The 24045-nt window shown below is 74.2% G+C and carries 20 protein-coding genes and 1 pseudogene; 11 read left to right on the top strand and 10 right to left on the bottom strand.

The features are described from left to right. The first annotated feature begins 205 nt into the window (after positions 1 to 205). Both AC069X_RS36575 and AC069X_RS36570 read left to right on the top strand, forming a co-directional pair. Positions 206 to 574 (top strand): tyrosinase family oxidase copper chaperone, encoded by a 369-nt coding sequence (locus tag AC069X_RS36575; RefSeq protein WP_478735791.1) that lies wholly within the window; start codon positions 206 to 208, stop codon positions 572 to 574. Between the two features lie 26 nt (positions 575 to 600). Further along, a complete protein-coding gene (locus AC069X_RS36570) occupies positions 601 to 1464 on the top strand; it encodes a tyrosinase family protein (protein ID WP_478735789.1) in 864 nt (287 codons plus the stop codon). Positions 1465 to 1598: 134 nt separating this feature from the next. Here AC069X_RS36570 and AC069X_RS36565 read toward each other — a convergent pair whose 3' ends face one another. After that, positions 1599 to 1880, bottom strand: coding sequence for a chaplin (locus tag AC069X_RS36565; protein ID WP_478735787.1), 282 nt, complete (start codon positions 1878 to 1880; stop codon positions 1599 to 1601). A gap of 276 nt (positions 1881 to 2156) precedes the next feature. Here AC069X_RS36565 and AC069X_RS36560 point away from each other — a divergent pair, with 276 nt between their 5' ends. Then, positions 2157 to 3623, top strand: coding sequence for a carboxylesterase/lipase family protein (locus AC069X_RS36560; RefSeq protein WP_478735785.1), 1467 nt, complete (start codon positions 2157 to 2159; stop codon positions 3621 to 3623). On the opposite strand, the gene AC069X_RS36555 is transcribed toward AC069X_RS36560, so the two are convergent. Further along, positions 3601 to 5049 (bottom strand): alpha/beta hydrolase, encoded by a 1449-nt coding sequence (locus AC069X_RS36555; RefSeq protein ID WP_478735783.1) that lies wholly within the window; start codon positions 5047 to 5049, stop codon positions 3601 to 3603. The two genes, AC069X_RS36560 and AC069X_RS36555, sit on opposite strands and share 23 nt — an antisense overlap. Before the next feature lie 303 nt (positions 5050 to 5352). On the opposite strand from AC069X_RS36555, the gene AC069X_RS36550 reads away from it, so the two are divergent. Further along, on the top strand, positions 5353 to 6381 hold the full coding sequence (locus AC069X_RS36550; RefSeq protein WP_478735781.1) for a TolB family protein: 1029 nt from the start codon (positions 5353 to 5355) through the stop codon (positions 6379 to 6381). 58 nt (positions 6382 to 6439) lie between these two features. Here the strand turns inward: AC069X_RS36550 and AC069X_RS36545 are convergent, their stop codons facing one another. Next, the gene (locus tag AC069X_RS36545) at positions 6440 to 7126 is read right to left on the bottom strand and encodes a GNAT family N-acetyltransferase (protein WP_478735779.1); all 687 of its coding nucleotides are present in this window, start codon (positions 7124 to 7126) and stop codon (positions 6440 to 6442) included. A 140-nt stretch (positions 7127 to 7266) separates the two neighbouring features. Between AC069X_RS36545 and AC069X_RS36540 the strand changes: the two genes are divergently transcribed. Both AC069X_RS36540 and AC069X_RS36535 read left to right on the top strand, forming a co-directional pair. Next, positions 7267 to 8073, top strand: coding sequence for an alpha/beta fold hydrolase (locus tag AC069X_RS36540; protein WP_478735777.1), 807 nt, complete (start codon positions 7267 to 7269; stop codon positions 8071 to 8073). Between the two features lie 54 nt (positions 8074 to 8127). After that, on the top strand, positions 8128 to 8823 hold the full coding sequence (locus AC069X_RS36535; protein ID WP_478735775.1) for a (2Fe-2S)-binding protein: 696 nt from the start codon (positions 8128 to 8130) through the stop codon (positions 8821 to 8823). 78 nt (positions 8824 to 8901) lie between these two features. Here the strand turns inward: AC069X_RS36535 and AC069X_RS36530 are convergent, their stop codons facing one another. Together AC069X_RS36530 and AC069X_RS36525 are read right to left on the bottom strand one after the other, a co-directional pair. Continuing rightward, positions 8902 to 10671: a S8 family serine peptidase gene (locus AC069X_RS36530; RefSeq protein WP_478735773.1), complete on the bottom strand. Its 1770-nt coding sequence runs from the start codon at positions 10669 to 10671 to the stop codon at positions 8902 to 8904. Positions 10672 to 10962: 291 nt separating this feature from the next. After that, positions 10963 to 12348, bottom strand: coding sequence for a cation:dicarboxylate symporter family transporter (locus AC069X_RS36525; protein ID WP_478735771.1), 1386 nt, complete (start codon positions 12346 to 12348; stop codon positions 10963 to 10965). Positions 12349 to 12506: 158 nt separating this feature from the next. On the opposite strand from AC069X_RS36525, the gene AC069X_RS36520 reads away from it, so the two are divergent. Together AC069X_RS36520 and AC069X_RS36515 are read left to right on the top strand one after the other, a co-directional pair. Beyond that, a complete protein-coding gene (locus tag AC069X_RS36520) occupies positions 12507 to 14261 on the top strand; it encodes a sensor histidine kinase (RefSeq protein WP_478735793.1) in 1755 nt (584 codons plus the stop codon). Continuing rightward, the gene (locus tag AC069X_RS36515; RefSeq protein ID WP_478735769.1) at positions 14258 to 14956 is read left to right on the top strand and encodes a response regulator; all 699 of its coding nucleotides are present in this window, start codon (positions 14258 to 14260) and stop codon (positions 14954 to 14956) included. Before AC069X_RS36520 ends, AC069X_RS36515 begins: the two co-directional genes overlap by 4 nt. Here the strand turns inward: AC069X_RS36515 and melC2 are convergent. Further along, the gene (gene melC2 / locus AC069X_RS36510; protein ID WP_478735767.1) at positions 14914 to 15759 is read right to left on the bottom strand and encodes a tyrosinase MelC2; all 846 of its coding nucleotides are present in this window, start codon (positions 15757 to 15759) and stop codon (positions 14914 to 14916) included. The two genes, AC069X_RS36515 and melC2, sit on opposite strands and share 43 nt — an antisense overlap. Beyond that, positions 15759 to 16151, bottom strand: a complete 393-nt coding sequence (melC1, locus tag AC069X_RS36505; RefSeq protein ID WP_478735765.1) for an apotyrosinase chaperone MelC1 — start codon at positions 16149 to 16151, stop codon at positions 15759 to 15761. The genes melC2 and melC1 overlap by 1 nt, the downstream gene beginning before the upstream one ends. Before the next feature lie 297 nt (positions 16152 to 16448). Between melC1 and gad the strand changes: the two genes are divergently transcribed. Continuing rightward, entirely contained in the window at positions 16449 to 17840 is a 1392-nt protein-coding gene (gene gad / locus AC069X_RS36500) for a glutamate decarboxylase (protein ID WP_478735764.1), read from the top strand. Positions 17841 to 17851: 11 nt separating this feature from the next. Here the strand turns inward: gad and AC069X_RS36495 are convergent, their stop codons facing one another. The 3 genes and pseudogenes from AC069X_RS36495 to AC069X_RS36485 all read right to left on the bottom strand — a co-directional run. Further along, complete coding sequence (locus AC069X_RS36495; RefSeq protein ID WP_478735762.1) at positions 17852 to 20338, bottom strand: helicase associated domain-containing protein; 2487 nt, start codon at positions 20336 to 20338, stop codon at positions 17852 to 17854. Between the two features lie 96 nt (positions 20339 to 20434). Next, entirely contained in the window at positions 20435 to 20809 is a 375-nt protein-coding gene (locus tag AC069X_RS36490) for a CAP domain-containing protein (RefSeq protein ID WP_478735760.1), read from the bottom strand. An 805-nt stretch (positions 20810 to 21614) separates the two neighbouring features. Beyond that, positions 21615 to 22103 (bottom strand): annotated as a pseudogene (locus AC069X_RS36485) (RNA polymerase sigma factor); the annotation flags it as partial. 212 nt (positions 22104 to 22315) lie between these two features. Between AC069X_RS36485 and AC069X_RS36480 the strand changes: the two are divergent. Both AC069X_RS36480 and AC069X_RS36475 read left to right on the top strand, forming a co-directional pair. Further along, positions 22316 to 22981 carry a bifunctional 4-hydroxy-2-oxoglutarate aldolase/2-dehydro-3-deoxy-phosphogluconate aldolase gene (locus tag AC069X_RS36480; RefSeq protein ID WP_478735758.1) on the top strand — a complete coding sequence of 222 codons (666 nt, stop codon included), beginning with the start codon at positions 22316 to 22318 and terminating at the stop codon, positions 22979 to 22981. Next, complete coding sequence (locus AC069X_RS36475) at positions 22978 to 23949, top strand: PfkB family carbohydrate kinase (RefSeq protein WP_478735756.1); 972 nt, start codon at positions 22978 to 22980, stop codon at positions 23947 to 23949. The genes AC069X_RS36480 and AC069X_RS36475 overlap by 4 nt, the downstream gene beginning before the upstream one ends. The last annotated feature ends 96 nt before the right edge of the window (positions 23950 to 24045 follow it).

The following is a 24045-nucleotide window of genomic DNA, read 5'->3' as shown; positions in this document are numbered from 1 at the left end:
TCTTCTCCCCCCCCCCCCCCCCCCCCCCCCCCCCCTCCCCCCCCCCCCCCCCCCCCCCCCCCCCCCCCCCCCGGGCCCGTCGTGCCCGGACGCCCCGGACGCTCCGGACGCCCCGGGCGTCCCCGGCGCGCCGAATGACAGGTGACCTCCTCCGGCCGCTCCTCGTTGGACCCCCTGACGCGGACCGCCGAGCGAGGGAGACCGTATGTACGCAGCACCCGCCGCACCACCGACCCGCCGCGCGGTCCTGCGTACGGCCTTCACCGCCGCCGTCGCGGGCGGCGTGGCCGCGGCCCTGGCGCCCGTACTGCGCGCCCGGCGCCCCCGCCAGACGCTCACCCCGGCCCCGCTCGCCGAGGAGACGTACCGCGGCCGCCACATCAGCGTCGACCTCGCCTCGGCCGCGGTGCGCATCGACGGCCGTCCGCTGCACGTCATGCGCCGTGCCGACGGCAGCTACCTCAGCGGGGTCAACCACTTCGAGTCCTACGAGACCCCCCTGGAGCTGGCCCGGGCCGCCGTCGACGAACTCGGCACCACCCCGCTGGCCCTCACGCCCGCGCACCACGGCTGACGTACGGGAACGGGAGGAGCCCCGCGTTGTACACCCGGCAGAACCAGAAGAACCTGACCAGCGCCCAGAAGAAGCGGTTCACGGCCGCACTGCTGGAACTCAAGCGCAGCGGCACCTACGACGAGTTCGTCCGCACCCACGGCACGTACTTCGTGCCCGACCGGGCCCGGAGGCTGCGCGTCGGGCACATGTCCCCGTCGTTCTTCCCCTGGCACCGGCGCTACCTGCTGGAGTTCGAGCGACGGCTCCGGGCCGTCGACCCGCAGGTGTCCATCCCCTACTGGGACTGGACCACCGACAGCAGCCCCGTCTCCTCCCTGTGGGCGGAGGACTTCCTCGGCGGCACCGGCCGCGAGGGCGACCGGCAGGTGATGACGGGCCCGTTCGCCTACGAGCGGGGCAACTGGACGATCACCGTCGGGGTCAGCGAGGCCCGGTTCCTCACCCGCAACCTCGGCCGTCCCGGGAACCCGATCACCCTGCCGACCGCCGCCGAACTCCAGTGGGCCGTCGACGACCCCGTCTACGACTCGGCCCCCTGGGACTCCACCGCGCGCGGCGGCGGCTTCCGCAACAAGCTGGAGGGCTGGGCCGTGCCCAAGAGCGAGCGCTGGCGCAACCACAACAAGGTCCACCAGTGGATCGGCGGCCACATGACGGGCGGCACCGCCCCCAACGACCCCGCGTTCTGGCTGCACCACGCCTTCGTGGACCTGCTCTGGGACCGCTGGCAGCGGCGCCACCCCGGCTCCGGCTACCTGCCGGCCGCCCCGCTGGAGCTGGGCGACCTCCAGCGCGGCCGGGTGATCTCCCTCGACGAGCCGATGCCCCCGTGGGACGTCACCCCGCGCGAGATGCTGGGACACCAGGGCCTCTACCGCTACGAGTGAGCGCCGTCGGGCGCCGCGGCTGGTCAGGAATGGCCAGCCGCCACGGAGAAGGGGCATGGAAAAGCGGCGGGCATGGAAAAGGGCCCCCGCCTCGTGGCGGGGGCCCTCATCGGTTCAGCGGGTCAGGCGGGTGATCACTCGCCGTAGCCCTCGGTGTGGTGCTTGTCGTCGCCACCGGAGGCGTTGACGCAGGTGTTGCCGAAGGCCGGGTTCAGCAGGGCGATCACGTTGACCGTGTTGCCGCAGACGTTGACCGGGATGTGGACCGGGACCTGCACGACGTTGCCGGACCCGACACCGGGGGAGCCGACCGCCGCACCGTGCGCTCCGGCATCGGCGACAGCCAGACCCGCACCGGCGGCCACGGCGGTGCCCGCCACAGCGGTGATGGCGAATGCCTTCGCGATACGCGACATCAAGATCTCCTCGTGAGATGTGGGCGCCGCATCTCTGCGGCATGTGACATGGCGTACAACGCGGCGGGCGCCGAGTGGTCACGGCCCTTCGGCTACCGGGTGACACGAAAACGGACAGAGCCGGAGGGCGTCCGCACCCCGAGTGAGCGATCCCGGCCGTACAAACAACACTCCCGGGCCCGTGCGGTCCGTTCCGGGCGACGCGATCTTGCCTTGTCAGGCCGTGGACGCCTGTGCGACGGTGCCTCGCAGGACACCCCGGTGAGGAGAGCACGGATGAGCGCAGCTGGCGGCGGACGGCCCCGGGCCGGTACGGCACACGGCATCGTGGAGGGCCGCTGGGAGGGCGGCGGGACCGCCGTGTTCCGGGGCATCCCCTATGCCGCCGCCCCCGTCGGCGCCCGCCGCTTCGCCGCCCCGCAGCCGCCGGTCGCCTGGGACGGCGTACGCGACGCCGGGGAGTTCGGGCCCACCGCGCCCAAGGTGCCCTACCCGCCGGCCTTCGCGGCCCTGCTGCCGGACCCGAGGATCCCCGGCGCGAACTGCCTGAACCTCAACGTCTGGACCCCGGACCCGTCTCCCGGGGCCGGCCTGCCGGTGATGGTCTGGCTCCACGGCGGGGCCCACACCCGGGGCTCCTCGGCCGTCCCCGTCTATGACGGCTCGGCCTTCGCCCGTGACGGGGTCGTGCTCGTCTCGGTCAACTTCCGGCTCGGCGTGCTCGGCTACGGGCTCTTCCCCGACGCGCCCGCCAACCGGGGCCTGCTCGACCAGATCGCCGCCCTCGAATGGGTCCGGGACAACATCACGGCCTTCGGCGGCGACCCCGCCCGGGTCACCGTCTTCGGCGAGTCCGCCGGCGCGATCAGCGTCGGCGCCCTGCTCGGGGCGCCCCGCGCCGAGGGCCTCTTCGCCCGGGCCGTCCTGCAGAGCGGCGCCCCCGAGGCGCTGCCGCGCGACGGGGTCCGGACCATGGTGCGCCGGATGGCCTCGCAGCTGAGGGTGCCCGCCACCGCTCGGGCCTTCGCGGCGGTGGGGCTGCCCGCGCTGCTGGGCGCCCAGGCGGCGGTGCTGCGGCGCTCCTCCCCGGTGCTCGGCGGCCCCGCGTTCGGGCTGGTGACCGACCCGGACTCGCTGCCCGCCGACCCGCTGGAGGCGGCCACCGCCTCGAAGGTGCCGCTGCTGCTGGGCTGGACCGCCGAGGAGCACCGGCTGTGGCTCGCGCCGACCGGCGGGGCGCGGCTGCTGGACCGGCTCGGCCCGGCCGCCGTGGCGCTGGGCCGGCTGCGCGGCGGCAAGGGCCGGGCGGCCGTACGGGCGTTGCGTGCCGAACTGCCGCTGGCGGGCCCGGCCGACCTCGCCGGGCACCTGATCACCGACCGGCTGCTGCGCGACCCGCTGCGGCGGCTCGCCGGGGCCCCGCGCCCGGCCCCGAGCCACCTCTACGAGTTCCGCTGGCGCAGCGGCGTACCGGGTCTCGGGGCCTGCCACGCCCTGGAGCTGGGCTTCGTCTTCGACACGCTGCGCGTGCCGGAGTCCTCCTGGCTGGCCGGGCCGGACGCCCCGCAGGCGCTGGCCGACGAGATGCACGGGGCCTGGGTCCGCTTCGCGGTGTCCGGGGACCCCGGCTGGGCCCCGTGGGACGGCGACGGCCCGCCGAAGGTGTTCGACGGGCCGGAGCCCAGGCCGGAGCCGGAGGCGGCGCGGGACGCGGAGGCCGCTACTCCACTGGTCCTTCCATGACCTTGCTGATGAACTGGATCGGGCCCTCGCCCATGTTCGGCACGTAGGTCTTGGCGTTGTGCCGGCCGCCCGGTATCACCCGCAGGCTGGTGTGGACCGGGCCCTTGGTGTAGGTCTGGACGAACTTCTGCACGTCGGGCAGCGTCTTCTTGTTGCTCTCGTTGTCGCCGACCTGGAAGGCCAGGTAGACGTCCGGGCCCTTCTTGTCGATCAGCTGCTTGGCGAGGAGCTCGGGGTTGTTCTCGGCCTTCTCCTTGTCGTGGCCCTTCCACAGGGAGGAGTCCGGGACGATGTCCGGGCCGGAGGCGATGACGGCCTTGAACTTGTCCGGGTGCTTCAGCACGGCCTTCAGGCCGGCGAAGCCGCCGGTGGAGGAGCCCATGAAGGCCCAGCCGTCACGGGACTTGACGGTGCGGAAGTTCTCCCGCATGAGGTCCGGGACGTCCTCGGTCAGCCAGGTGCCCATCTTGGGCTGGCCGGGGATGTCGGAGCCGTCCCAGTAGACGCCCTTGTCGTCCGGGGCCGGGTTCAGCACGGGCATGGCGAGGAGGAAGGGCTTGCTCTTGCCTTCGGCGTACCACTTGCCGATGCTGGTCTGGAGACCGAGGTCGGTGCCCATCCAGTAGTTGTTGGGGAAGCCCGCGCCGCCCGGGAGGGCGATCATGACCGGGAAGCCGCTCTTGGCGAACTTCGGGTCGTCGTACTCCTTGGGCGCCCACACCCAGACCTTGCCCTTGAACCCGGACTTCTTGCCGGTGATCTCGGTGACGGCCACGTGCGTGCCGTCGTTGAGGGTCATCGAGTTCTTGAACTGGGCCTGCGGGCCGGTCGGCATCAGCGCCTTCGAGTTCGCCGCCTGCCGGGCCGCGCCGTTCTTGCCGTCGGCGGGCTTGCCGAAGGAGACGGCGGAGCCCTTGTCGGTGAACGGGGGTATCTCGAAGTAGGTCATCGCGCCCGCCGCGATGCCGGCGAGGGCCAGCACCGAGACGCCCGCGATGATCCAGCGCTTCGCCTTGGACTTGCGGCGCGGCTCCTCCTGGTACGGCGGCTCCGCGTGGCCGTACTGCGGCTGCCCGTACTGCGGCTGCCCGTACGGCGCCTGGCCGTGGGCGGCGGGCTGGTCCTGGCGGGGCCGGCCGTGGTCCGGCCGCTCGTAGCGGGGCTGCGCCTGGGTGGGCTCGTCGAAGCCGCCGGGGCGGTACCCGCTCTCATCCTGCGGGGGGCGCGGAGGCTGCGGCCGTCCCTGCTGGGGGCCGCCGTACGGCCGGCCGCCCTGCGGGGGCTGCCCGTACGGCGGTCGGGGCCGGCCGCCCTGGGGTGCGTACGGCGGCGGACCCTGCTGTCGGCCTTGTTGCCGGCCGGTGGGGGGCTGCTGCCCTTCAGGCCGGTACGGCGGCTGGTCCTGGCCGTCGGGTTCGTACGACATGTGCGGTGGCTCTCCGGCTGTTGCTGCCCCGTTCGGGGATGTCTGCTTCCGTTCGAATGATGAACGGAAGAGCTGCGGGGTTCCTCATTTTTACTTCTTTTGGCAGGGCGAGGAGGAGGTCATTACCCGTCACGCTCGGTGTGCCCCGTGCTCCCCCGCCGTCATGGGAGCACCCCTGGCCCCTGCGCATGCCGGTGGGTATGGTGCCCCCGCGCCGCCGCCCCTGATCCCCCCGGCGCCTCCGGGCCCGGAGGCGCTTCCCCGTGCTCGGCATGGCCCGGCCCACCTTCCCGAAAGGCCCCCATGAGCCTCCAGCGCCGGATCCTGATCCTGGTCACCGCCGTCCTCGTGCTCGCCGCCGTCGGGGTGTCCGCCGTCGTACGGGCCTCCTCGCGCGCCGCCGAGAAGGACCGGGCCCGCGCCGGAGGACCGCAGGTCACCCGCGGGGAGGTCTCCCTCGCCCCGGGGGGCGGCGGCCGGATCGTCTTCCGGAACATGGCCTGGGGCCCGCACCGCGACGAGCTCGCCACCGTCCCGGCCGACGACCCCGACGGGCCCCGCACCGCCTCCGGGGTCGGCTGCCTGCGCTTCCACGCGGCGGCCGGCACCGGGATCTGCCTCCAGGCCGTCCGGACCGGGGTCCAGGAGGGCTACCGGGCCGTCGTCCTCGACTCCGGCCTCAAGGAGGTCTCGGCGCACCCGCTCGCCGGGATCCCCACCCGCGCCCGGGTCTCGCCCGGCGGGCACCTCGCCGCCTGGACGGTCTTCGTCGGCGGGGACTCGTACGCCGGGACGGACTTCTCCACCCGCACCTCGGTGCTCGACCTGCGCACCGGGAGGTTCGACGCCTCCCTGGAGGACTTCACGGTCCACAAGGACGGCAAGGAGTACCGCAGCGCCGACGTGAACTTCTGGGGGGTGACCTTCGCCGCCGACGAGCGCACCTTCTACGCGACCCTCGCGACCGGGGGTCGCACCCACCTCGTCCGCGGCGACCTGGCCGCGCGCACGGTCACCACGCTGAGGGAGAACCTGGAGTGCCCCTCGCTGTCCCCCGACGGGACGCGGCTGGCGTTCAAGAAGAGGGTGGAGGGCATGCCCGCCGAGGCCCCGTGGCGGCTCCACGTCCTCGACCTGGCCTCGATGCGGGAGACCCCGCTCGCGGAGGGGCGCAGCGTGGACGACCAGGTGGTGTGGAGCGACGACCGGACCGTCGTCTACTCCCTGCCGGGCGACTTCGGCGCCGATCTGTACGCCCTGCCCGCCGACGGCGGCGGTGCCCCCGCCCGGCTGACGGCCTCGGCCCTCGCCCCGGCCTTCCTCGGCGGGTGACCGGGGGAGGGACGGGACGAGGGCCGGGACGAGGGCCGGACGGGGCCCAGCAGGACCGTTACGCCGGAATGAGCGTCCGGCGCCGGCGGCGGCGCGGGGCGGTGCCGGAGAGCCGCAGCTCGATGATCGAGCGGACGGTGGGCCACTCCTCGTCGAGGATCGAGTAGAAGGCCGTACTGCGCACCGCTCCGTCCAGCCCCCGCGAATGGGCCCGGCGGACCCCCTCGCAGGTGAAGCCGAGACGTTCCATCGCGGCCCGCGAGCGCCCGTTGCGGGCGTCCGCGCGCAGCGAGATCCGCCGCACGCCCCAGGTCTCGAAGGCGTGGCGCAGCATGAGCAGCTTGGCCTCGGTGTTGATCCCGGTGCCCTGGGCGCCCGGGGACAGCCAGGTGTTCCCGATCTCGGCGGCGTCGGGTACCGCCGTCGCCGGATCACCGAAGGGGACGCCCGGCACGGCGGGCCACACCAGGGGGCCCTGCCAGTAGTCGAGTTCCAGGAAGCGGGTCGAACCGACCACCCGACCGTCAGTGGCTCTGACGACGGCGAACGCAAGCGATCGACCCGCTGCCTGATCGGCGAGGGCACGGTCGATGTACTCGTGGGACGCCTGCAACCCGTGCGGCACGGGAGTGAAGGCGTAAGTCGTACGATCCTCGGCCCCGGCCACGGCCAGGGCCTCGGTGTGGTGGGGGGCGAGGGGCTCGAGCCGCACGGAGCGGCCGGCGAGGAGTACGGGTACGGGCACGGAGCCTTCGGTCCTTCTGGGCGGTGGGGTGGTTGCACAGTGTGCGTTCCTGACGTCACCCCCCGCGCAAAACGCGGGTGAAAGGCAACGGGCTGTCAGGTGAACGCGAGTGGCTCAATGTAGCCCCTTAAAGTCCTCTCATGAACCCCCAATTTGGCAATGACGCGGCATCGATTTCCGATGACCTTGGTCCCCGCGGCGCGGAGGCCGTCCTGCTGGTTCACGGACACCCGTTCAACCGGTCCATGTGGGCCCCGCAAGCGGCGGCCCTGACCGCCGCCGGCTACCGAGTCATAGCCCCTGACCTGCGAGGATACGGAGACAACCCGCCGGTCGGCGACGAGACCCGGCTCGCGGACTTCGCCGACGACCTGGCCGATCTCCTCAAGGAGCTCGGTATCGAACAGGCGGTCGTCGGAGGAGTTTCCATGGGCGGGCAGATCGCTCTGGAGCTCCGGTTGCGCCACCCGGGTCTGGTGAGGGCCCTGGTGCTCTCCGACACCTCCCCCGTTCCGGAGACCGAGGACGGCAAAAGGTCCCGCCGGGAGCTCGCCGAACGGCTCCTCGCGGAGGGTATGCGTCCGTACACCGAAGAGGTCATTGACAAGATGCTGGCGCCCTACAACGTCACCGGCCAGCCGGAGGCCGCCGCCCGGGTCACCGCCATGATGTGCGCCACCGACCCCCGGGGAGCGGCGGCCGCCCTGCGCGGACGGGCCGAGCGGCCCGACTACCGGCCGGTGCTCGCCGCCCTGCCCGGGGAGGTGCCCTGCCTCGTGCTGGTCGGCCGGGACGACGTCTACACCCCGGTCGCCGAGGCCGAGGCGATGTGCGCGCTCGCGCCGCACGCCCGGCTCGCCGTGATCGAGGACGCCGGGCACCTGCCGGGGGTGGAGCGGCCGGAGGCCTTCAACCGCGCCCTGCTGGAATTCCTCGCCACCCTCTGAGGCGGTCCGGGGCCGGGGTCCCGGGCGCGGGGCGCCGCCTGAGATCATCCGGGGATGGACATGGACGACGTACTGCGCCGGCTGGCCGCCGTCGGCCCCTTCTTCGCCGTCGCGTACGGCCAGGAGCCGCCCGGACCGGGATTCCGGCCGCTCACGGAGCTGTACGGGGAGGGCCTCGGCCCCTACGTCGCCGAGGTGGGCCGCCGGACCCGGAGCGGGCCGGGGCGGGTCGCCGCCTCCACCGCCCAGTTCGGGATCGCCTCCCGGCTCTGGTCGCTGGGACTGGGCTGCGCCGCCCTGTCCGGGCGGCTGCCCGACCTGGACCCCGGCCGGGTGTGGTGGCGGCTGCCCGGCGCGGGCTCCCTGGAGCTGTGGCTGCCCGAGCCGGGCGCGGACCTGCCGGCCGAAGCCCTCGGGCGCGCCGTCCTGGAGAACCTCGCCCCGCTGGAGGCCGCCCTGCGGGAGCGGTACGGGGTCTCCGCGAAGGTCCTGCGCGGCAACGCCGCCTCCGGCCTGGCCGGCGCGCTGCGCGTGCTGCTCGACCGGGTCCCGGCCGGGGCCGGCGCGGCGGCGGCCGGGCTGACGGAGTCCCTCCTGGCCGAGGGCGGAGCCCTGTCCGGCACCGGCACCTTCGTCCACGAGCCGGGCCTGGGGACGGCCTTCACGCGCCGCAGCTGCTGCCTCTACTACCGGGTGCCCGGCGGAGGCTTCTGCGGGGACTGCGTCCTGCGCACCCGCCAGGTGTGCTGATCACTGGAACGCCGTGACGCGAAGGGCCGTCGGGGAGCGGTCGTGCCGCTCCCCGACGGCCCTGTGGGGCGGTGCGTCCTAGAAGGTGAGGTTCCAGGAGTCGATCTTGCCGGTGTCGCCGCCGGCGTTGTCGTTGACGCGCAGCTTCCAGGTGCCGTTCGCGACCTCGGAGGAGGCGTTGACGGTGTAGGTCTGGTTGATGTTGTCGGTGCTGCCGCCGGCCCGGTTGTGGACCGTGTAGACGGTGCCGTCGGGCGCGACCAGGTCGACCTTCAGGTCACCGGTGTAGGTGTGCGCGATGTTCACGCCGACCTTGAGGGTGGCCGGGGCGTTGCCGGTCACGCCGGAGACGGTGATCGGGCTCTCGACCGTGGTGTTGTCACGGATGGTGAAGTCGGCGGTGTTCTCGAAGTACTTGCCGGGGGGAGGCGTGGAGCCGCCGACCGCCTTCAGTGCGTCGACCTGGCCCTCGCCGAAGAAGCCGTTGTTGGCCGTGGTCCCGGTGCACCGGCTGTCCGACGGGCAGGCGATGTCGTTGGCCTGGGTGGCCAGCCGGTCGCGGATCTGCGCCGGGGTGAGGGCCGGGTTGGCGCTCACCATCAGCGCGGCGACACCGGCGACGTGCGGGCTGGCCATCGACGTACCGCTCTTGGAGCCGTACTTGCCGCCCGGGACGGTGGAGTAGACGTCCTGGCCCGGGGCCGCGACGTCGATGACGCCCTGGCCGAAGTTGGAGAACGAGGCCTTGGTGGTGCCGGCGCCGTTCGCCGCGACCGTGACCACGCCGGGCAGTTCGGTCGGGATGTCGACGCAGGCGTTGGTGATGGTGCGGGTGACCGGGGTCGAGTCGTTCGGGCTCGACGTGTCGGTCGTCTTGTGGGCGAGGTCGTAGTTCTCGTTGCCCGCCGCGGCGATCTGGAGCGAGCCCTTGCCCTCGGCGTACGCCTGGGCGCGGTTGACGCCCTCGATGATGGCGGCCTGGTCGAGGTTGTCCGGGCAGTTGAACTGCCACGGGTCGGTGTAGTAGCTGTTGTTGGTGACCTTGAAGCCGTGGTCACCGGCCCACACGAACCCGCAGATGGTGTTCTCGGCGAAGAACAGCGAGGTGTTCGGCTCGGCGATGCGGACCGAGGAGATCTTCACGTTCGGGGCCACGCCGATGACGCCCTTGCCGTTCTTGGCTGCGGCCACCGTGCCGGCGACGTGCGTGCCGTGGTCGCCGACGTCGCGCCAGGCGCCGGCCCGGGTGTCGGTCTTGCCGTAGGCGCAGGAGACCGAGTCGGCGGCGTTGAAGTTCGGCGCCAGGTCCTGGTGCTGGTCGTCGACACCGGTGTCGAGGATGCCGACCTTCACGGCGGCGGAACCGGCGTTGACGGCCCAGGCCTGGTCCGCCTTGATCTGGCTCATGTCGGCGCGGACCGGCTCGCCGGCCGGAGTCGTCGACTGGGCCGGGTTGGCGGGCAGCGCCGGGTTGTAGGCGTCGGCCGGGACGTCCGAGGTACGGGTGGCGCCGACCTTCTGGACCCCGCTGACCCCGCGCATCGTCGAGGCGAAGGAGCCGGAGGCCGAGTGGGCGACGATCACGCCGATCGCGTCGTAGGACGCGAAGACCGTGCCGCCGTTGGCGGTCACGGCCGAGCGCACCGCCGAGCTGTCACCGGGGGCGGTGATCACGAGGTAGGCGCGGGTGCCGGCGGCCCAGGTCGCACTCTGGGAAGCCGGGGCCGCAGCCTTGGGGGCCGCCGCGGGGGCGGAGGCCGGGGAGCCGGAGGGACCGACGGGAGCGGTGCCGGCGAGCGCGGCGGGGGCTCCGAGGGTGAGGGCGGCGCCGAGGGTGGCGGCCAGCACCAGGGTACGTCGAGGTCGGCTGGATATGTGGGGTATCAATGCGTCCTCCGATGACGGCCCGGCGGTGCTGGTGGCACCTGCCGGGCCGTACGAAACGAGTGGTGGACGCAAGATGTCAGACGCGCAGCCCCGGAGGGAAGTACCTTTTACCGCAGCAGAGTTGAAGATCACATGGCCGAAAGTGGCGGTTCGCCACTGTTCGTTGTCCTTTGACACGGGTGCCGGCCGGGCTGGGCACCGTGGGGGCGAGCCCTGCCCGGCCGGTTCCCGCAGGTGTGCGGGCCCGGAGGCTCAGGCCGGCACACCGTCCTTGGGGCCGGCCGCCGGGCCGGGTACGGCCGTCGGGGCGGGCACGGCGGACTCGACGGGGTCACCGGGCGCCGTGTGGCCGTCGTCCACCAGCGTGGCCTCGTCGAAGGGCAGTCGTCCGGCGAGGACTTCGGCGGCCCGGCCGCGGTCGAACTCCTTCGTCCACGTCCCGATCAGTACGGTCGCGACGGCGTTGCCCGCGAAGTTGGTCAGGGCCCGCGCCTCGCTCATGAAGCGGTCGATGCCCACGATCAGGCCGACCCCGTCGACCAGTTCGGGCCGGTGCGACTGGAGGCCGCCCGCCAGGGTGGCCAGGCCCGCGCCGGTGACCCCGGCCGCTCCCTTCGAGGCGATGATCATGAAGAGCAGCAGCGAGACCTGCTCGCCCAGGGCGAGCGGCTTGCCCATGGCCTCGGCGACGAACAGCGAGGACATCGTCAGGTAGATGGCGGTGCCGTCCAGGTTGAACGAGTAGCCCGTCGGCACGGTGATGCCGGTGACCGGGCGGGAGACGCCGAGGTGCTCCATCTTCGCGATCAGCCGGGGCAGCGCCGACTCCGAGGAGGAGGTCGACAGGATCAGCAGGAACTCCCGGCCCAGGTAGCGCAGCAGCGCGAACACGCTGACGCCCGTACAGACCCGCAGCAGGGTGCCCAGCACCAGGAAGACGAACAGCAGACAGGTCGCGTAGAAGCCGATCATGATGACCGCGAGGGACTTCAGCGCGTCGATGCCGGTGGCGCCGACCACCGCCGCGATCGCCCCGAACGCGCCGACGGGCGCCGCCCACATGATCATCGCCAGCACCCGGAACACCAGCTTCTGCACGTGCCCGATCCCGCGCAGCACCGGCTCGCCCGCCCGGCCCATCGCCTGGAGGGCGAACCCGCACAGCAGCGCCACCAGCAGGGTCTGGAGCACCTCGCCCCCGGTGAAGGCGGAGACCAGGGTGGTCGGGATGATCCCCAGCAGGAACTCCTGGGTGCTCTCCGCCCCGCCCGCCTTGGCCTGCGCCTCCCCGGCCCGTGCCGCGGCCTCGGTCAGGTGCAGTCCGCTGCCCGGCTCCAGCAGGTTCCCCACCAGCAGCCCGATGGCCAGCGCCACCGTGGACATCACCATGAAGTACCCGAGGGCCAGCCCGCCCACCGCACCGACCTTGGCGGCCTTGCGGACCGAGCCGATCCCCAGCACGATCGTGCAGAAGATCACGGGCGAGATCATCATCTTGATGAGGTTCACGAAGCCCGTGCCCAGCGGCTTGAGCTCCACGGCCACGCCGGGCGCGGCGAAGCCGACGGCGATGCCGAGCAGCACCGCGGCGATCACCGCGATGTAGAGGTAGTGGGTTCTGTCGCGTCTGGCGGCCATGTCGCGCCTCCTGGGTGGTGAAGTCGTTCCGGGAGACCATCGCCCAGCCTGTGACCCCGGTCACCCTTGCGTTCATTGAGTTCACGGCCCGGTGCACTATGAGCGCCATGTTCCGCTTCCCCCGCCCGCCCCGGAGCCTCGCCGGCCAGCTCTTCGCCATGCAGGTCCTGCTGGTCGCGCTGGTCGTCGCCGGGTGCGCGGTCTTCGCGTACGCGACCGCCCGCGACCAGGCCGAGGACGCCGCCCGGCGGCAGGCCGGCGCGGTGGCCGGGGCCGTCGCGGACTCGCCCTCCGTACGCGAGGCCGTACGGTCCGGCGCGCGCGGCACGGACCCCTCGGCCGTCCTCCAGCCCTACGCCGAGCGGGTGCGCGCCGACGCCGGGGTGGACTTCGTGACGATCATGGCCCCGGACGGGACGCGCTGGACCCACCCCGACCCCCGCCGCATCGGCGAGCGCTTCCTCGGCAACACCGCCCCCGCCCTGCGCGGCGGCACCTTCAGCGAGACCTACACCGGCACCCTCGGCCCCTCCATCCGCGTGGTCACCCCGCTGCTGGACGCCGACGGCACCGTCGTCGGCCTGGTCAGCGCCGGGATCACCATCCGCGCGATCAGCGCCCGCCTCGCCGAGCAGCTCACCGCCCTCGCCTGGGTGGCGGGCGGGGCACTGGCCCTGGGCGCGGTGGGTACGTACGTGGTCAACGCCCGGCTGCGCCGCCACACGCACGGCATGAACGCCGCCGAGCTGAGCCGGATGTACGACTACCACCAGGCGGCCCTGCACGGGGTCCGGGAAGGGCTGCTGATGCTCGACGGCCACCGCAGGATCACCCTCATCAACGACGCCGGCCGCGAACTGCTCGGCCTGCGCGGGGAGGTCACCGGCAGCGGCGTCGCGGGCCTGGGCCTGCCCGCACCGCTCACCGGGGCGCTGCTCGCCGACCGGCCCCGGGTGGACGAGGTGCACCTGACCGCGGAGCGGGTGCTCGTGGTGAACAGCTCGCCGGTGGCCGGGGGCGGCCGCCGCGGCACCGTGGTCACGCTGCGGGACCACACCGAACTCCAGGCCCTCACCGGGGAGCTGGACCACGAGCGCGGTTTCACCCAGGCCCTTCGCTCCCAGGCCCACGAGGCGGCCAACCGGCTCCACACCGTGGTCTCCCTGATCGAACTGGGCCGCTGCGAGGAGGCGGTGGAGTTCGCGACCGCCGAACTGGAGCTGGCCCAGGCCCTGACCGACGAGGTCGTCTCCGCCGTGGGCGAGCCGGTGCTGGTCGCCCTGCTGCTCGGCAAGGCCGCGCAGGCCCACGAGCGGGGCATCGAGCTGGTGGTCACCCCGGAGTGCGGGGCGATCGCGGCGGGGCCGGGGCTGCCGCCGCCCCGGGACCTGGTCACGGTGCTCGGCAACCTCGTCGACAACGCCCTCGACGCCCTGACGGGGGTGGCGGGCGGGCGGATCACCGTCACGGTGCGCCGGGAGCCGGCCCGGCTGCTGCTGCGGGTCGCGGACAACGGGCCGGGGCTGCCCGACGGGGTGGACGTCTTCCGGCGCGGCTGGTCCGGCAAGGGGGAGGGGCGGGGCCTGGGCCTGGCCCTGGTCCGCCAGGTGGCCCACCGGCACGGCGGCACGGTGGAGGCCGCCGGCGCGCCCGGAGGCGGCGCGGCGTTCACGGTCCGGCTGCCGCTCCCCGCGGGGGCTCGGGGAGCTCCGGGGGCAGAGCCGCCACGGCCGGGCACCGGCCCGCAGGACACCGGCCCGGTGCCGTCCGGCCGGATGCCGTCCGGTCAGGTGCCGTCCGGCCAGGGGACCGGTGGCCCGGGGCCGTCCGGCGACCGGCCGGGCAGCGCGGCGGGCGCCGCGGCCGGCCCGGGCAGGTGTCCCGGTCAGGCGGACGCGGGCGGTGCGGGATGAGCGGGCCCGTACGGGTCCTCGTCGTCGAGGACGATCCCGTCGCCGCCGACGCGCACGCGCTCTACGTCGGCCGGGTGCCCGGGTTCACCGCCGTGGCGGCCGTCCACTCCCTGGCCGAGGCCACCCGGGTGCTGGAGCGCACCCGCGTCGACCTGCTGCTGCTCGACCTCACCCTGCCCGACGGCCACGGGCTGCGTTTCGCGCGCGGGCTGCGGGCGTCGGGGCATCCCGCCGACGTGATCGCGGTGACCTCGGCGCGGGACCTGGCCATGGTCCGCGAGAGCGTGTCGCTGGGCGTCGTGCAGTACGTGCTCAAGCCCTTCGCGTTCCCCACCCTGCGCGAACGGCTGCTGCGCTACGCCGAGTTCCGTGCCGCCGCCGGCGAGGCCGCGGGCCAGGACGACGTGGACCGGGCGCTCGCCGCGCTGCGCGCGCCCGCCTCGGCCCAGCTGCCCAAAGGGCTCAGCGCCCCGACCCTGGACCGGGTCGCGGCGCTGCTGCGGGCGGCGCCCGGGGGGCTGACCGCCGCGGGGGCGGCCGAGGCGGCCGGGATCTCCAGGATCACCGCCCGCCGCTACCTGGAGCACCTGGTGGACACCGGCCGCGCGGACCGTACGCCCCGGTACGGCCAGGTCGGCCGCCCCGAACTGCACTACCGCTGGCTGGCGGCGGCGGGTTCGGTGTCGAACGTGTAGAACTTCCGGTGGTCGAGCATGTCCGCCGGGGTCACGTCGTTCCACGGCCGCATCGTGTCGCGCAGGTCGACCACGTTCGGCGTGCCGGCGGCCGGCAGGTACGGGGAGTTCGGGTTCTTGGCCTGCCAGTCCGCCCAGAGCTTGTCCACGAAGGCGTGGTGCATCCAGAAGACCGGGTCGTTGGGGGAGACGCCGGTGCCCATCTGGCCGCCGACCCACACGTGCACCCGGTTGTGCAGGTTGGCGCCGCGCCAGCCCTCCAGGTGGTTGCGGAAGCCGTTCGAGGAGCTGTTCCAGGGGGCCATGTCGTAGACCGGCATGGCCAGGACGGCGTCCACCTCGGCCCGGGTCGGCAGCTGGGCGACGCCCTCGCCGAGCGCGCGCCGCAGGTAGGAGCGGCCGTCCACGCGGACCGCTATTTCCCACTTGCCCGTCGCGTAGGCGAAGGGGCCGTCCATCACCTGTCCGTCGCGGGCCCGGCCGGTGCCGCCGAGGAAGTCGGCGGCCCAGAGGGAGGAGCGGGCGGTGCGGTCGGCCGTCCAGTCCCAGTACGGGAGCGCGACGTTCTTGTCCACCGACTGAAGAGCCTGCTCGAACTCAAGCAGAAACCGGCGGTGCCAGGGGAGGAAGGAGGGAGAGCGGTGGCCCACCCGGTCGCCCGAGTCGGTGTCGCTCATGATGAACCCGTTGTGGGTGGTGACGAACCGGTCGTAGCGTCCGGTGCGCTTCAGTTCGAGCAGCGCGTTGGTGAAGGCGCGCTTCTCCTCGGCCGTCAGCGAGGCCTGGTTCTTGCGGACGGTCATCACATGCCGCCCATCTGCATCGGGGCGAGCTGGGCGCCCTGGAGCTCGCGCACCGCGGCGCGGGCCAGCGAGGCGGGGTCGGCGAAGGTCTCGTAGTGGTTGACGACGCTGATCCAGGTGCCGTCGGCGTTGCGCATGACGTGCAGCTCGCGGCCGTCTATTCGGACGGTCGGCGCCCCGGTGCCGCCGTGGTGGCCACCGTGGTGACCGCCGCCGGTGGCGGGGGTGATCTGGATGCGGCGGCCCTGGTACACCTCGTCGACGGTGCCGGCCGGGGTGGTGGCGGCGCGGGAGTCGGTGGCGGCGGCGGCCGCGGTGGCGCCCGCTATGCCGAGGACGGTGAGTGCGCCGGCAGTGGTGCCCAAGGCCTGCCGACGGGTGATCTTGTTCATGGCCGAAGAACTATCAGGCACCGCAGGGGAGTTGACCGCTATCCGGACATCGCCGGATAAGTTCTACATAGAACCATTTGGATGATCTTCCCGTCCGGACCGGCTCCAGTGGTCCGGACGGGAAGATCTACGGCACGAATACTACTCGACGGTAATTTTTACGGCCGAGCGGGGTCCGTATGGACGGGGTCACATCGGAGACTCGGCCGGAAGCGGCGCCGGAAACCGCCTCGCGCGACCGGTTTTCCAGGGTTTCTGAAGCCGAGTTATGTGGCGATCTGCACCTATAGTCCGGTTATGGCTCTTCACAACACGAAGGACACGCGTGCCGGGGACGCCGAGACGGACGTGTTCACGTCCGCCCTGAGCGGCCAGATCCTCCCCAAGCACCGGATGCCCGACGACCACTCGCCCTCCGAGGTCGTCTACTCCCTCCTCCACAACGAGCTGCTCCTCGACGGCAACGCCGCCCAGAACCTCGCCACCTTCTGCACCACGTGGTCGGACGACGGCGTGCACCGGCTGATGAACGAGTGCCTCGACAAGAACATGATCGACAAGGACGAGTACCCGCAGACCGCCGAGATCGAGGCCCGCTGCGTCAACATCCTGGCCGACCTCTGGAACGCCCCTCCCGGACACGTGGGCACCGGGTGCTCCACCACCGGCTCCAGCGAGGCCGCCATGCTCGGCGGCCTCGCCCTCAAGTGGCGCTGGCGGGAGCGCCGCCGCGCCGAGGGCAAACCGGCCGACCGCCCCAACCTGGTCTGCGGCCCGGTCCAGGTCTGCTGGGAGAAGTTCGCCCGCTACTTCGACGTGGAACTGCGCCAGGTCCCCCTGGAGCCCGGCGCCACCGGACTGCGCCCCCACCAGCTCGCGGCACACGTCGACGAGAACACCATCGGCGTCGTCGCCATCCTCGGCGTCACCTACACCTGCGACTACGAGCCCGTCGCCGAGATCGCCGCCGCCCTCGACCGGATCCAGGCCGAGCACGGCTGGGACGTCCCCGTCCACGTGGACGCGGCCAGCGGGGGCTTCGTCGCGCCCTTCCTCCACCCCGAGGTGGAATGGGACTTCCGGCTGCCGCGCGTGGCCTCCGTCAACACCTCGGGGCACAAGTACGGGCTCGCCCCCCTCGGCGTCGGCTGGATCGTCTGGCGCACCGCCGACCTGCTCCCCGCCGAACTCGTCTTCGACGTCGACTACCTGGGCGGCGACATGCCCACCTTCGCCCTCAACTTCTCCCGCCCCGGCGGCGAGGTCATCGCCCAGTACTACCTCTTCCTGCGCCTGGGCCGGGGCGGCTACCGGCGCGTCCAGCAGGCCTGCGCCGACACCGCCCGCCACCTGGCCCGGGAGATCCGGGCGATGGGGCCCTTCACCCTGCTCTACGACGGCCAGGGCGCCCTGCCCGCCGTCTCCTACACGCTCACCGACCCGGAAGCGGCCGGCTTCACCCTCTACGACCTCTCCGACCGGCTGCGGACGCGCGGCTGGCAGGTGCCCTCGTACCCACTGCCGGCCGACCGGCAGGACACCGTCATCCAGCGCGTGCTGATCCGGCACGGGGTGACCCGCGACCAGATCGCCCTGCTCGCCGACGACCTGCGCCGCGCCGTGGAGCACCTCACCGCCGCCCCGCGGCCGGCCCCCGCCACCGCCCCCCGGTCCGGCTTCCACCACTGACGGGGGCGGGCTCAGCCCGACGCCGGCCAGCGCATCCCCAGGGCCGTCAGCGCGGCCGTCCGCTCCGGCGACAGCTTCGCCGCCCGGGCGCGCTGGTTGGCGATCCACGCCCCCAGCCGCAGCTCCTGCCCGCCGACCGGCTCCACGTGCGTGCGCGGCACCCGCAGGTGCCCCTCGCGGGCGTGGAAACGCCGGGCCGCCTCCAGGTGCCCCGCCCAGGCGGCGGCGTGGCTGCGCCGCGGCGGCGGGCGCTCGGCCTCCGCGGCGGGAGCCAGGCCCAGCCCGTGCTCCAGCAGCCACCGCTGCGCCCAGGCCAGCCGCTCCCACCCCAGCCGCTGGGCCCGCACCCACAGCCCCAGGTCCTCGCCCTGCACCACCACGGAACCCGGCCCCGCCGGGACCGCCCCGCCCGCGTCCAGGTGGGCCCGGGTCAGCCGGAACGCCCGCTGCCAGCCGATGTCCCAGGCCGGGCACCACGAGGCGTCGATCTCCTCCAGGGCCTCGCGCCGCTCCTGCGGCAGCGAGCCAGGCCCCTCCCGCCGGGCGGCCGCCCGGTTGTTCTTCATCCACACCCCGACCGGCATCCCGCGCCAGGTCGCGTCCACCGGCGGCAGCAGGTGCCCGTGCTCGGCGGCCCAGGCGCGGGCCGCCGCGAGCCCCTCCTCGAAGGCCACGTCGAAATGGCTCCACACCATGCCGAGTTCCTCCAGCTCCCGGGTCCGCTCCCGGCCCAGCGCGCCCCTGCGGTACGTGCGCCGCGCGTCCGCGATCCACTGGCCGAGCGGGAACCCCGCCAGGGCCGCCGGCCACTCCTCGCGCCCCGCCGGCACCCTGAACGCGAACGGCACCTTCAGGTCCCCGGCCGTCGCCGCGTAGCTCCGGGCCGCCTCCACCCCGCGCCGCCACTGCGTGTGCTCCGGGTTCAGGACGCGCAGCCGGATGAAGGCCGCCAGCAGCGCCGGATCCCGGGGCGTGGAGAAGCTCAGCAGCGCCCGGGCACCCGCCCCGGGACCCGTACCGGCCCCGGCCGTCGCCGGGGCCTTCGCCGTCGCGCTCGGCGCCTGCGGCTGGGCCAGGGCCTCCACCAGCCTCGAATCGTGCGCCCTCAGCGCCTCCAGGAGCCGCGCGAGGTCCCCGTACGCCCGTGACGTCAGCATCGACTCCGGGGTCTCGCCCGGCCCCAGCAGCACCGGCACCACCAGGGAGGCCACCTTCCCCTCGCCGGGCCGCATCCGCAGCGCCCGCCCCACCGCCTGCACCAGGTCCGGCATGGAGCCGCGTACGTCCGCCCAGAAGACGGAGTCGCACTCCTTGGTGTCCACGCCCTCGCCGAGGACGCGCACGCTGCCCAGGAACGCCTTGTCCGCGACCCGGTCCGCGGCGAACGCCTCCAGCACCCGCCGCCGGTGCGCGGCCGTGTGCTGCCCGCACAGCCAGTCCGCCCAGACCGTGCGCGGGTACACCGGCAGCGGCGACCGGCTCGTCATCCGCAACCGGGCCGCGACCGCGGGGAGCCCCGCCGCGAACGCCTCGGCTTCCTTGGTCAGGTGATGGAACACCAGCGTCCGCCGGAAGCCCTGGTCCGCCGCCGCCTTCACCAGCGCCGCCTGGAGCGCCGCGAGCCGCATCCCGCGCACCCGGTCCGAACGGCCGTCGGCGCCCAGCAGCACCGCCGACTGGAACCCGGGGTCGCTGACGTCCACGCACACCACCCGGTACGGGGCGCAGACGCCCCGGTCGATGGCCTCCGACAGGGACAGGGTGTAGCAGCGGGCCCCGAACGGCCCCTGCGGATCGTCCTCCATGGACGCGACGAGCTCTCCCCGGCCCCGTGGCTCCGCTCCGCCGGCGGTCTCCGCCGCGTACGAGCCCGCCGCGGCCCCGGCCTCCTCCTCCGGCTCCTCGGCCTCCTCGCTCTCCTCGCCGTCGCGCCACACCCGGGGCGTGGCCGTCATGTACAGCCGCCGCACCGAGGGGATCCGCGCGTTGTCGTGCACCACCGCCCAGGGCTTGCCGATCCGCCCCGACGTGCGGTGCGCCTCGTCGACCACGATCAGGTCCCAGGGCGGCAGCCCGCCCAGGTGCGCCCGCTCGATGGTGCCCAGGCCCAGCGAGGCGTACGTGGCGAACACCGTCACCCGCTCCACCGGCCGCGACCCCCACCGCGCCAGCTGGCCCGGAGCCGTCGTGGTGGGCACGCCCACGTCCTCCCCGCGCAGCGAGCACACCGCGAGCGCCCGGCCGGTGCGGCCCCCCTCCCGCCAGGCGGCGACGGTCTGCACCAGCAGGTCCAGGGAGGGCACCAGGACGAGCACCCGGCCGGCCCGCAGCTCCTCGGCCGAGCGCACGGCGACCAGGGACTTGCCCGACCCGGTCGCCATGATCACCTGGGTCCGCAGGCCCCGCTCGGGCACCCGGCCGCCGGCGGGCAGCTCCAGCGCGCGCACGACGGCGTCGACGGCCTCGCGCTGATGGGGGCGCAGCTCCAGCCTCGCCATGCACCTCACCCCCTGCCCGCTCTGATCTGCCCGTTCGACTCCAGCTTCTATCTTGCCCGGATTCTGAGTCAAAAGGAGGACGCGGGGCGGAGCCGGTCAGCGGGCGCCGAAGTTCTGCGTCCACCAGGGGCCGCCGGAACCGGAGTGGATGCCCACCCCGATGTCCTTGAAGGAGCAGTTGAGGATGTTCGCGCGGTGGCCCGGGCTCTTCATCCAGGAGTCCATCACGGATTGAGCGGTCTGCTGCCCCTTCGCGATGTTCTCCCCGTACGTCGACCAGCGGTACCCGGCGGCCGTCGTCCGCGCGCCCGGGTCGGCGCCGTCGGGGTTGGTGTGGTCGAAGAAGCCCCGCCGCGCCATGTCGTCGGAGTGCCCCTGGGCGGCGGCGCGCAGCTGCGCGTCCTCCTTCAGCGGACCGCAGCCGGCCGCCGCGCGCTCCTGGTTGACGAGGGCGACGACCTGCCCCGCCACCCCCGCCGGGGCCGGGCCCGGGGCGGGCGGAGCCGGCGGCTTCGTGGTGCTCTTGGCCGGCGAGGGGGCCGCCGAGGTCCTCGCCGGGCCCGCGGAGGCCGGGGGGGGAGGCGGAGGCGGAGCCCGACGGGGAGGCGGACGCCGACGCGGAACCGGAAGGGGAGGCCGTGGCCGACGGCCGGGGCGCGGCGGAGTCCGGCGCCGCGAGGGCGGCCGGCGGGGAGGCGGGGGAGCCGGCCGCCCCGTCCTTCTTCGCCCCCGGCAGCTGCCCGAGGTAGACCAGGCCGCCGCCGGCCACGCACGCGGCGACCACGGCGCCGCCGATCGCCCGGCGCCGGTTCTGCCGCCGCTTGCGCTGACCCGCCCGGCTTCCGGCCTCGCCCTCCGCCGCGCCGGCGGAGTCCCCGCCCTTGCGCCGGGCGGCGCGGCCCGGGCCCGACACGACGGGCGAGAGCTGGGTGGCCGCGTCCGCGAAGGCCACGTTCGCGGGGGTGTGGCCCGCGGCCACGGCGGACCGCACGCCCTCCAGCAGCGCCGCCGCGACCGGGACCAGCGCCAGCCCGGCCAGCAGCCCCTCCGCGGGGACCAGCCCGCTCCACAGCCCGGAGCAGCGCAGGCACTCCCGGGCGTGCCGGGCTATTCGCTTGCGCCACAGCGCGGAGGGCCGCCCGTCCCAGGTGCCCGTCATCGCCCGCAGCCCCTCACAGACCGGCTGCGTCTCCAGCGCCCGCTCCACGACCCGGGCCGACTCCAGCTGCGCCTTCATCCGCTGCACCCGCACCGCGGTGTGCTGCGGGGTCAGCTCCAGCGCGGCGGCCACGTCGGCCCGGGTGAGCTCACCGGCGCACTCCAGCCACCACAGGGACAGCAGCGCCCGGTCGTCGGGCTCCAGCCAGCGGGTGGCCCGGGCGGTCTCGCGGCGCTGCCCGGACAGCTGCAGCCGTACGACCGTCAGGTCGGCGAAGTCGGCGCCGGGATCGGCGACGTCCTGCGCGGCCTCCAGCCCGCTCTGACCGGGACCGCCAGTCCGTGCCTGCCAGTGGGCCCGCACCCGGTTCATGGCGATGGCGACCAGCCAGGACCGGAAGCTCTCGTCGCTCCGCAGCGTGCCGAGCCCGTCGAGCGCCCGCAGCATGGTGTCCTGCACCACGTCGTCCACGTCGTGGGACCCGTTCAGGGCCCTCCCGACGACGTTGTAGACGAGCGGCAGGTGGGCGCCGACCAGTTCGTCCTGCGCGCGGGGATCGCCCGCGCGGGCCGCTGCCACCAGCTCTGCCGTGTGCTGTGTACTCATGTGAAGTTCCCTGTCCGTACCGGCGGTCGATGTTGCCCGATATCTGGGAGACCGTCGAGGGGGACCCGGATAACGGTTATCCGGGGAAGTCTTCCGGCGGGTGCCCGGCCGTCGCGCGGATCCGGTGGGCGGGGGCCGGCGAGGGGGTGACCGGGTGACGTTCCGTGTGTATGGTCTAGACCATCAAGTCGCGCTGTGCGACGCACCGTTCCATGCCCAGGAACAGCCGGGAGGGATCCGTGTCCTGCCATCCGTACGCGGTGCTCGCCGCCCAGCGGCTGCTGCCGGTGCTCCGCAGCGCCGACGCCGACCGGGCCGTGGAGGCCGCCGAGGGGCTGCTCGGGGCCGGCTGCCGGGCCGTGGAGCTCACCACCTCCACCCCCGGCTGGGCCGGCGCCGTCGCCCGCGCCGCGGGGCTCCGGGACGCGCGGGGGCGCGGCGCGGTCATCGGGGTGGGGACCGTCACCACCGCCGGCCAGGCCCGGGCGGCGCTCGACGCCGGGGCCGCCTTCCTCGTCTCCCCCCACCCGGCCCCCGAGGTCCGCGAGGCCGCCGCACGGTACGGGACCCCCTTCCTGGAAGGGGGGTTCACCCCCGGGGAGATAGCCGCCGCCGTCCGGAGCGGGGGCGCGGCGAAGGTGTTCCCGGCCCACGTCGGCGGCCCGGCCTTCATCCGCTCCCTCCGGGCCGTGCTGCCGCCCGGCGCCCTGCTCGTCCCGACCGGCGGGATCCGGCCGGGCGAGGTCCGCGCGTGGCTCGACGCGGGCGCGACCGCGGTCGGCGTCGGCAGCGGCCTGCCCGCCGCCCCGGGGGAACTGGCCGCGGTCTTCGCGGAGCTGGCCGGACCCTGCTGCGGCACGGAGGGATGCGGCCGATGACCGCCCCGGGCTACGACGTCCTCGTCCTCGGCGAGGTCCTGGTCGAGATCCACGCGGACACCGCCCTGCGCGCGGCCGCCGACGGCACCGCCGCCCGGATCTCCTACTCCGGCGACGCCCTCAACGCCGCCGCGGCGGCCGCCGCGGCCGGAGCCCGGACGGCGCTCCTGACCGTCGTCGGCGACGACGAACTGAGCGTCCCCCTGCTGCGCCGGGCCGCCGCACTGGGCGTGGACACCGCCCACGTGCACCGCACACCCCGCCCCAACGGGGCCTACCTGCTCTCCGCGGACCCCGACGGGGACCGGGAGTTCGTCTACTGGCGCACCCACAGCGCCGGGTCCACCCTCTCCCCGGCCCACGTCGAGGCCTGGCTCCCGCTGCTGACGGGCTGCCGGGCACTGATCACCAGCGGGATCACCGGCGCGCTCTCCCCAAGCAGCCGCGCGGCCGTACTGGCCGCGGCCCGGGCCGTCCACGCGGCGGGCGGGCACGTCACCTACGACCCCAACCACCGCCCCCGGCTCACCGGGCCGGCCGAGGCCCGCTCCCTGCTCGCCGCGATCGCCCCGCTGACCGGTCTGCTGAAGAGCTCCTGCCCGGGCGACGCCCTCGCCCTCGTGGACACCGCCGACCCGGTGACCGCCGCGGCCCGGTACCGGGCGCTGGGGGCGCGTACGGTCGCCGTCACCGCCGGAGCCGGGCGGCTGCTGCTGGACGACGGCACCCGGGTGGTGTTCCACCCCGTCCCCGTGGATCCGGCGCCCGTCGACGCGACCGGTGCCGGGGACTGCTTCACCGGCACCGCCACCGCCCGGCTGGCCCTCGGCGACCCGCTCGCCCGGGCCGTGGCCCACGGCGTGGCGGCGGCGTCCTTGTCGGTGGCCGGCCGCGGCGGCACGGGCCGGGTGCCGGCCTTCACCGAGGCGGCGGCACTCGCGGCGCGGCTGGCGGAGGGCACCCCCTAGTTGTTCTGTCCCGGGAGGTTGTGGACGGGTGATGCAGGTCTCGGCTGAGGGATCTTGAACGGGTGAGGGCCTTCCGGGTTCGGTGTGGATTGCGAC

This window comes from Streptomyces sp. NPDC043896, assembly GCF_056435605.1.
Note: the sequence above shows the minus strand (reverse complement) of the source record. Positions and strands in the feature narration are given on the sequence as shown.